General features: G+C 60.0%; 5 protein-coding genes and 2 rRNA genes (1 of these 7 running past the window's edge). All 7 read right to left on the minus strand.

The window, feature by feature from the left end; translation table 11 throughout:
* Positions 1–66: 66 nt before the first annotated feature.
* The gene (locus tag I6L34_RS06645; RefSeq protein ID WP_058056992.1) at positions 67–897 is read right to left on the minus strand and encodes a DUF2861 family protein; all 831 of its coding nucleotides are present in this window, start codon (positions 895–897) and stop codon (positions 67–69) included.
* Positions 894–1,541: a response regulator transcription factor gene (locus I6L34_RS06650; RefSeq protein WP_058056993.1), complete on the minus strand. Its 648-nt coding sequence runs from the start codon at positions 1,539–1,541 to the stop codon at positions 894–896. Before I6L34_RS06650 ends, I6L34_RS06645 begins: the two co-directional genes overlap by 4 nt.
* Complete coding sequence (locus I6L34_RS06655; protein WP_058056994.1) at positions 1,538–2,920, minus strand: DUF3404 domain-containing protein; 1,383 nt, start codon at positions 2,918–2,920, stop codon at positions 1,538–1,540. The genes I6L34_RS06650 and I6L34_RS06655 overlap by 4 nt, the downstream gene beginning before the upstream one ends.
* A gap of 145 nt (positions 2,921–3,065) precedes the next feature.
* A complete protein-coding gene (locus I6L34_RS06660; RefSeq protein ID WP_216956221.1) occupies positions 3,066–5,228 on the minus strand; it encodes an AsmA family protein in 2,163 nt (720 codons plus the stop codon).
* Between the two features lie 132 nt (positions 5,229–5,360).
* Entirely contained in the window at positions 5,361–5,867 is a 507-nt protein-coding gene (locus I6L34_RS06665; protein WP_058056996.1) for an NUDIX domain-containing protein, read from the minus strand.
* 183 nt (positions 5,868–6,050) lie between these two features.
* Positions 6,051–6,165: ribosomal RNA gene (rrf, locus tag I6L34_RS06670) — 5S ribosomal RNA — on the minus strand.
* Between the two features lie 82 nt (positions 6,166–6,247).
* Positions 6,248–8,520 (minus strand): 23S ribosomal RNA (locus tag I6L34_RS06675); it runs 617 nt beyond the window's last position.

The raw sequence follows: 8,520 nt of genomic DNA on the forward strand, positions 1-8,520 counted from the left end.
AGATTGGCCGCCTACGATTGTCAGGCCAATGTCAGGATTGCGGTGACCTGACCATCACGACATCCATTAGTCCACCGGCCCCGCCTGACTGTGGCCTAGCTGCAACACCAGCTGGCCGCGCTGGCTGGTTTGCACCAGCGAGAGGGTGCGCCAACTGTCGGGCGTGGCGGCAGGCCAATCCACCTTGCCATCGAGAGGCAGACGGTTCCACCACAGCAGGGAGTATTGCGGGCGGGCCAGCACAGCCTGATCGAGCCAGAGCGGAGTGCACGAAGCGGGATTGGCGGGGGGATTGGCCACCGCCAGCGGCGAGCGGGAGAGCCAGTCCAGATCCTGCACTGCAGGCAGCGACAGCGCCATCTGCCACGCTTTGCCCGCCACCGTCAGCCGCAGCTGATAGAGCCCGACTGGTAAAGGCATCGGTAGATCGGCCCCCACGACCCTGACCCCTTTATTCTCTTCCGCCTCCCACTGGGCGCCAGCCAGTCGGTCACTACCAGCGGGATCGATAAGTTCAGCGGCGGTGATGGGCCCCTCCCCGGTCAGCTGCACCCGATAGTCCCGCAGCAGCGGCGCATCGCGCTGGATCAGCTCAAGGCGCAGCTCGCTCACCCCATCAGGCAGAGTGAGCGGGAAATCCTTGCCGCAGTGCTGGGCACTCAGCGCAGTCAGCATTCCCTGCCAGTTGCGGCGCTCGGCATCGCTGTTGAGTGCGGGCCATGCCTGCTGCAAAGATTGCCAGGCGTGCCGGTTATCCCCCTGCAACAGCGCCAAGGTAGCCGGTTGCAGCGGGTCGGGGCGATCGGTGGCCAGACCCTCTGTTGCCATCACGCTGCTTGCATTCAGAAGGCCGCCGCTTAGAGCCAACAGCAGTCCAGCCCGCGTTGCACGATTCACGCTGGCTCCTCCAGCCGGTAGCCGATGCCGCGCACCGTCTCGATGGCCAGTCCGGGTAGCTTCTGGCGCAACTGCAGAATATGGGTATCGACGGTGCGGGTGGAGGGAAACGCCTGATAGCCCCACACCCGGTTGAGGATCTCCTCCCGGCTCAGCACCCGCCCCGCCATCCGCACCAGCAGGGTGAGCAGGGCAAACTCGGTGGGGGTAAAGCTCACCTCCGCATCCTGCCAGCTCGCCTGCATCCGGGCGGGATGAAGCTGCAAGCCGCCCAGCGCCTGAGTGCCATCCCCCAGCTGACGCAGCTGGGCCCGGATCCGCGCCAGCAACTCATCGTGGGAGAAGGGCTTGGTCAGGTAGTCGCGCGCCCCTGCATCGAGCCCGGCCACCCGATCACTCACCTCCACCCTTGCGGTGAGCACGATCACCGGCAGCGCCTTGCGCGCCAGCCACTGGGGCAGCCAGTCCAGGGCATCCCCCTCCGGCATGGTGCGATCCAGCAGCACCAGATCCGCCACCAGCCACTGCTGCTCCGCCGCAGCCAGGGTGTCGCACCAGAGGCAGCGATACCCTTCGCGGATCAGATAGCGTTGCAGGTTCTCCGCCAGCAGCGCCTCGTCTTCTACAAGCAGGATGGTCTTCATGATTCGGGGTCGCTCCAGAGTTGGCAGGGCAGCGTCAGGGTAAAAGTAGTGGGCGGGCCGGATAAGGCGAGGCGCCCACCAAGACGGCGTAGCAGATGGCGCACGATGGCAAGCCCCAGCCCCAGACCATCGGCACGGGCACCGCGGCGCAGCAGGGTGGCGAGCCGGTAACCCGGCAGCTCGCCGCCATCACTGACCGCGAGAATCAAGCGCCCCCCCCGCCAGCTGGCACAGACGCGAACCGGTGCGCGGCCATGCTGACTGGCGTTGCGCAGCAGGTTGTCGAGGGCGAGATCGAGCCAGTAGAAGGGGAGCGCCAGAGTCATCTCCCGCTCAAGGCAGAAGGTGGCACCATGCCGCTCGCAGGCCAGGGTGAGCCATTCGGTGAGACTAACTGCAACCCGCTCATCCTCGAGGGTCTCTGCCGCCAGATAGTGGCGACTGGCCTGCGCCAGTTGATGCAGACGGGCGACACTGCCCAGCAGCTGACCCACGCTCTGCTGGGCGGAAGGGGGCAGCCAGTCGAAATCGTGGCGCAGCTCCTCGCTGATGCCGGAGAGCGCCATGATGGGAGTGCGCAGCTCGTGGGTCAGCATCTGCAACGCGACGCGCCGCTCCCGCAGCAGGCGCCAGCGCTGCCAGCTGGCCCACCCCAGCAACAGGATAAAGCCAAACAAGCTGGCCAGCGCCAGCCACTGCCAGCCAAGCGTGGGGCGAGTACTGAAGCAGACCGCTCCGACTCGCTCTTCACAAGTACCAGCGGTACGACTATCCAGCGTCACGCCAAGCCGCTCGGCTAGCGGCTGCCACTGCCCTGCGCCATAGCGGTGCCACTGCCCATCGGCAAGCACCCAGATCTGACCGGATTGCAGCAGCCAGCGCTCCCCCCGCAACAGGGCATCGAGGTTGTCATTATCGAGCTCGCCGAGCTGCCCCAACAGATCTCGCCGCTCCCGCACATGGAGCAGAGCATCGAGCCCGGCGGACGGATGACCAGCCTGCCAGCGAGCCGCGCTGGAGCCGCCAAGCGGATAGATGGGGTGAGCGGCAAACCAGCGGATCGAGGGCGTAGCCCTTTGGCCGCAAAGCGCTCGCAGCAGTGGCAGCCACTCGGCGGGCAAGTCATTCTCTGTCCCGCACTCCTGTTGATAGCGATAGATGGCCTGCAGCTGACGCAGCGGATAGCGCTGCCAGGCGGGATAGAGGGAGTCAGGAGCGATCAGGCGACGATCGAGCCGCTGCACCTCGTCAAGAGGCAGCGCCTGTTCGGGAGCCTGCCTGACCAGCTCGCCCGCCAAGCGATCAGCCAACGGCCCTGCCAGCACGGGAGAAGCCATGCCGTAGCAGATCAGGGTGCAGAGCAGCAGGATCAGGCGCATGGGTTCAACTCGAGATGACTCCGGATCAAGGCGCAGCAGATCACTGCGCCATAAAAAATATCAGCGCCATTTTTCAATGGCGCTGATATCCGGTCAACCGCTAACGGCATTGGCGCGGCTCCCGCCAGCCCATATGAACCGTCACCTATTTGAACAGTCCCTTGAGCAGCTGGTCAGCCACCCCTTTGACGGCCTCGTTGTCGGCCTTGTCACCCAGCAGCTTCTTGAGGCCGCGTTCGGCCTCCTTGCGGGCCTTATCCTCCAGCAACTTGTTGTTGCTGAGCAATGCCTTCACATCGAGCTGATAGCTGGGAGCTTGCCAGTGACCGCCGATCCGCACCGGAATGGTGATCTCTTTGAGCTCATCCACATCCTTGCCTCCCTGCCCCTTGCTGCTCTCGACGATGGAGGTGAGGAACAGGAAGTCGAGGCTCTCCGGCACCAGCGCAGTCTGCCCCTCGCCCTTGACCCGCAAGGCCGGCGCAAAGAGCTGGATGTCGTTGCTGCGGGCGATGCCGTTGGCAATCTGGAAGCTGGCGGTCAGGGCGCTGAAGTCGGTCTTGCGCGCCTCCTTCACCTGCTCGGCCCCCTTGCCGGTGAGGGTAGCCCGCGCCTCGCGGATCATCTCCGGCAGGTTGATGCCATGCAGGGCACCGTCGCTCAGCTTCAACGTGACCTTGCCCTGCATCCCGTTGCGCAGTGCCAGCGCGGAGAGACCACGGCCCTGCACCTGCACATCGAGATCGCCCTTGCCTTCCAACAGATCACTCTGGGCCAGAGTCTGCAGCAAGGGACGAATGTTCACCCCGGCCACCTGCTTGTGCACCTTGTAGGTGGCGGGTTGCTGGCGCGCGTCGAGTACCCCGTTCGCGTTTACCTGACCGCCTGCCACGGTCGCGCTGAACTGTTTGAGCGTCAGCAGTCCCTTGGCCAGAGCCACCTGCAGATCGACAGCACCGAGATCCAGCCCTTTCAGACGCAGGCTGCCGAGTTGCAGCCGACCATCCAGATCCATCCCCTTGAGCGCGCCCAGATCCGGTTCGACCGCGGAGAGAGCTTCGCTCTTGCCGGTTGCCGCTTTATTGCCATTTGCAGCTGTGTTGGCAACACCGGTCGCCGGTTTGTCCTCTTTCGCCTGCGCAGGTGTGTTAGGTGCCAATTTGGCGAGCCATTTATCGAGATCCAGCTTCTCACCCTTGAGATCGAAGCTGATTGCGGGAACAGCGCCAAGCTGCACGGTTCCATCACCACTCAGGAGCGCCTCATCTGCACTCATCACCAGCTTGCTCAGGGTAATCAACTGCTTGTCGAGCTCGGCACGGGCAAACCCGGCCAGTTTCAGCTTCATCTGCGGGCGTGGCAGCGCATCACCTTCCAACGCTGCCGTCAGCAGTACATCGGAGAGCTCGGCAAGCTTCATCTCTTTATCGAGCCGTCCCTTGAGCGTTCCTTCCAGCGAGCCAGCCAGTGAAGCTTGCTGCCCCTCGACCTTGGCCCCCTTCAGCGCCAACGTGAGGTTGCTCCACTCACCCAAGGCCAGTCGGTCTCCCTTGATGGAGAAACTGTCGAGTCGCAGGGACGGATCACTCAGGCTGCCACTGAGGCTCAAGTCTTTCAGTTCACTGGCCATCACCTCCTGCGCCAGCTTGATCTGGGTCTGCCCCTTGATATCGAAAGCGAGCTTGTCGGCACTCCCCTTAGCGGCCAGCGTTACGGGTATCCACTGACCGGTGACCAGCTGTCCCATATCGAGATCGAGGCGATCCAGTCGCAGCGAGGTGCCGCTGCGATCATCCTGTACCAGCGCACTGGCCTGGGAGAGCGCGACACCCTGCAAGCTGATCTGCCAGGGCTTGCCGTCAGCGGTTGGCGCTGGGGCTGCGGGAGCGACCGGTTCGCTTGCATCAGCAGTGGCATCCTTGAGCAGTCCGCTCAGATTGGAGCTGCCATCCGCTTTGGTCTGGATAAAGAGATGGGCGCCACTCAGGGTCACCTTGCCGATCTCCAGACGATGGGAGAGCAGCGGCAACAGGGCCACCGAGGCCTCGCCCTGTTCGAAACGAACCAGATCAGGCTCGGCAAAACCGGCCGGATTGCGCAGAGCCACCTTCTCCAGCGAGAGGCCAAGACTCGGCCAGAAACGCCAGTCAATCTCCCCTGCCATCACCAGCTCCCGGCCCGTGCTCTTGCGCACCTGTTCAGCCAGTTGGGGCTTGAATTGATTGGGGTCGATAAGGCTTATCAGCGTCACTATGGCCAGCAAGGCCGCCACGGCGATGCCGAGCAAGATGAGAACTATCTTCTTCACGATATGCTCCTTGAATCCGGATCAACTGCAGACTATACCACTCACAGTCTGACGAATGGCGTCTACGGGACAAAAGCGGACAAGGATGAGACAGGGATGGTCGCTGCCAATCCCCATCGTCATCAGCAGGGATCAGGCTTGCAAAGGGGATTGCTGCAACCGCGCCATAGCTGTGCGCGTAGACTCGAAAGCAAAACTGGGCAAGGGGATATCGCTGATCTTCAGCCACTGACAGGCGGCCACATCGTCAGCCGGCTGGATGACCGGTTTTTCACTCAGCCTGATGGCAAAGAAGGTGTCACAGGTGTGATAGGTGATGCCATCGTAGGGATAGATATTGGGGAAGGAACCGAGATAGGTAAAAGGTTGGGCGCTAACATCGAGCCCCAGCTCCTCCTGCAACTCGCGCACCAGCGCCCCCTCCAGCGACTCGCCGGGATCGACAAATCCGCCCGGCAGATCCAGCAACCCCTTGCCCGGATTGCCTGCTCTCACCGCAACCAGCACCTCGTCCTGCCAGCAAAGCGCCACCATCACAGCCGTCGCCACATTCTGGAAAAAATGAAAACCGCAGCCACAGCGAAACTCTTTGGGGCTGACGCTCTGCAGGGTTTGACCGCCGCATTTTGGACAAAACATGGGCTATCTCCGACCAGATAAAGCGCCATTTTACGCTGTTGCGACCGTTTTTTATGAGTAAAACCGACGGGGAAGACTAGGAATTCAAAGGGAGAGGAATAAAACGGGACAATTATCAGACGATTTTCTGATTTTCAGACAATAAAAAACCCCGCTCGATGAGCGGGGTTTCTTGTATTGGGTGCCTGGCAGTGTCCTACTCTCGCATGGCGAATGCCACACTACCATCGGCGCTACCGCGTTTCACTTCTGAGTTCGGCATGGGATCAGGTGGTTCCACGGCGCTATGGCCGCCAGGCAAATTCTTCAATCTGTGAAAGCTGACGTAAGTAGTTCGCTTGGTATTTGCTACAAGCCTTAGAACACTTCTTGGGTGTTGTATGGTTAAGCCTCACGGGTAATTAGTATGGGTTAGCTCAACACATCACTGCGCTTACACACCCCACCTATCAACGTTGTGGTCTCCAACGGCCCTTTAGGACCCTCAAGGGGTCAGGGATGACTCATCTCAGGGCTCGCTTCCCGCTTAGATGCTTTCAGCGGTTATCGATTCCGAACTTAGCTACCGGGCAGTGCCACTGGCGTGACAACCCGAACACCAGAGGTTCGTTCACTCCGGTCCTCTCGTACTAGGAGCAACTCCCTTCAATCATCCAACGCCCACGGCAGATAGGGACCGAACTGTCTCACGACGTTCTGAACCCAGCTCGCGTACCACTTTAAATGGCGAACAGCCATACCCTTGGGACCGACTTCAGCCCCAGGATGTGATGAGCCGACATCGAGGTGCCAAACACCGCCGTCGATATGAACTCTTGGGCGGTATCAGCCTGTTATCCCCGGAGTACCTTTTATCCGTTGAGCGATGGCCCTTCCATTCAGAACCACCGGATCACTATGACCTACTTTCGTACCTGCTCGACCTGTCCGTCTCGCAGTTAAGCTGGCTTATGCCATTGCACTAACCTCCTGATGTCCGACCAGGATTAGCCAACCTTCGTGCTCCTCCGTTACTCTTTGGGAGGAGACCGCCCCAGTCAAACTACCCACCAGGCACTGTCCGCGAGCCCGATTCAGGGCCCTGCGTTAGAACATCAAACATACAAGGGTGGTATTTCAAGGACGGCTCCAGCGCAACTGGCGTCACGCCTTCAAAGCCTCCCACCTATCCTACACATGTAGGTTCAATGTTCAGTGCCAAGCTGTAGTAAAGGTTCACGGGGTCTTTCCGTCTAGCCGCGGGTACACCGCATCTTCACGGCGAATTCGATTTCACTGAGTCTCGGGTGGAGACAGCATGGCCATGGTTACACCATTCGTGCAGGTCGGAACTTACCCGACAAGGAATTTCGCTACCTTAGGACCGTTATAGTTACGGCCGCCGTTTACCGGGGCTTCGATCAAGAGCTTCGCTTGCGCTAACCCCATCAATTAACCTTCCGGCACCGGGCAGGTGTCACACCCTATACGTCCACTTTCGTGTTTGCAGAGTGCTGTGTTTTTGATAAACAGTCCCAGCCATCTGGTCACTGCGACTCCCAACTGCTCCATCCGCAAGGGACTTCACTGTCAGGAGCGAACCTTCTCCCGAAGTTACGGTTCTATTTTGCCTAGTTCCTTCACCCGAGTTCTCTCAAGCGCCTTGGTATTCTCTACCCGACCACCTGTGTCGGTTTGGGGTACGATGACTTGTAATCTGAAGCTTAGAGGCTTTTCCTGGAAGCAGGGCATCAATGGCTTCCACACCGTAGTGTGTTCGTCTCGTGTCTCAGTGTTGTGTCTCCGGATTTGCCTGGAAACACCACCTACGCACTTTCACCAGGACAACCGTCGCCTGGCCCACCTAGCCTTCTCCGTCCCCCCATCGCAATTACAAGTCGTGCAGGAATATTAACCTGCTTCCCATCGACTACGCCTTTCGGCCTCGCCTTAGGGGTCGACTCACCCTGCCCCGATTAACGTTGGACAGGAACCCTTGGTCTTCCGGCGAGGAGGCTTTTCACCCCCTTTATCGTTACTTACGTCAGCATTCGCACTTCTGATATCTCCAGCATACCTCTCGATACACCTTCGCAGACTTACAGAACGCTCCCCTACCACTCACACATAAGTGTGAATCCGCGGCTTCGGTGCCTGGTTTGAGCCCCGTTACATCTTCCGCGCAGGCCGACTCGACTAGTGAGCTATTACGCTTTCTTTAAATGATGGCTGCTTCTAAGCCAACATCCTAGCTGTCTGAGCCTTCCCACATCGTTTCCCACTTAACCAGAACTTTGGGACCTTAGCCGGCGGTCTGGGTTGTTTCCCTCTTCACGACGGACGTTAGCACCCGCCGTGTGTCTCCCGGATATTACTTACTGGTATTCGGAGTTTGCATGGGGTTGGTAAGTCGGGATGACCCCCTAGCCCAAACAGTGCTCTACCCCCAGTAGTATTCGTCCGAGGCGCTACCTAAATAGCTTTCGGGGAGAACCAGCTATCTCCGAGTTTGATTGGCCTTTCACCCCCAGCCACAGGTCATCCCCTAACTTTGCAACGTTAGTGGGTTCGGTCCTCCAGTTGATGTTACTCAACCTTCAACCTGCCCATGGCTAGATCACCCGGTTTCGGGTCTACACCTTGCAACTAGACGCCCAGTTAAGACTCGGTTTCC

This window comes from Aeromonas sp. FDAARGOS 1404, from assembly GCF_019047085.1.
GTDB lineage: Bacteria > Pseudomonadota > Gammaproteobacteria > Enterobacterales > Aeromonadaceae > Aeromonas > Aeromonas veronii.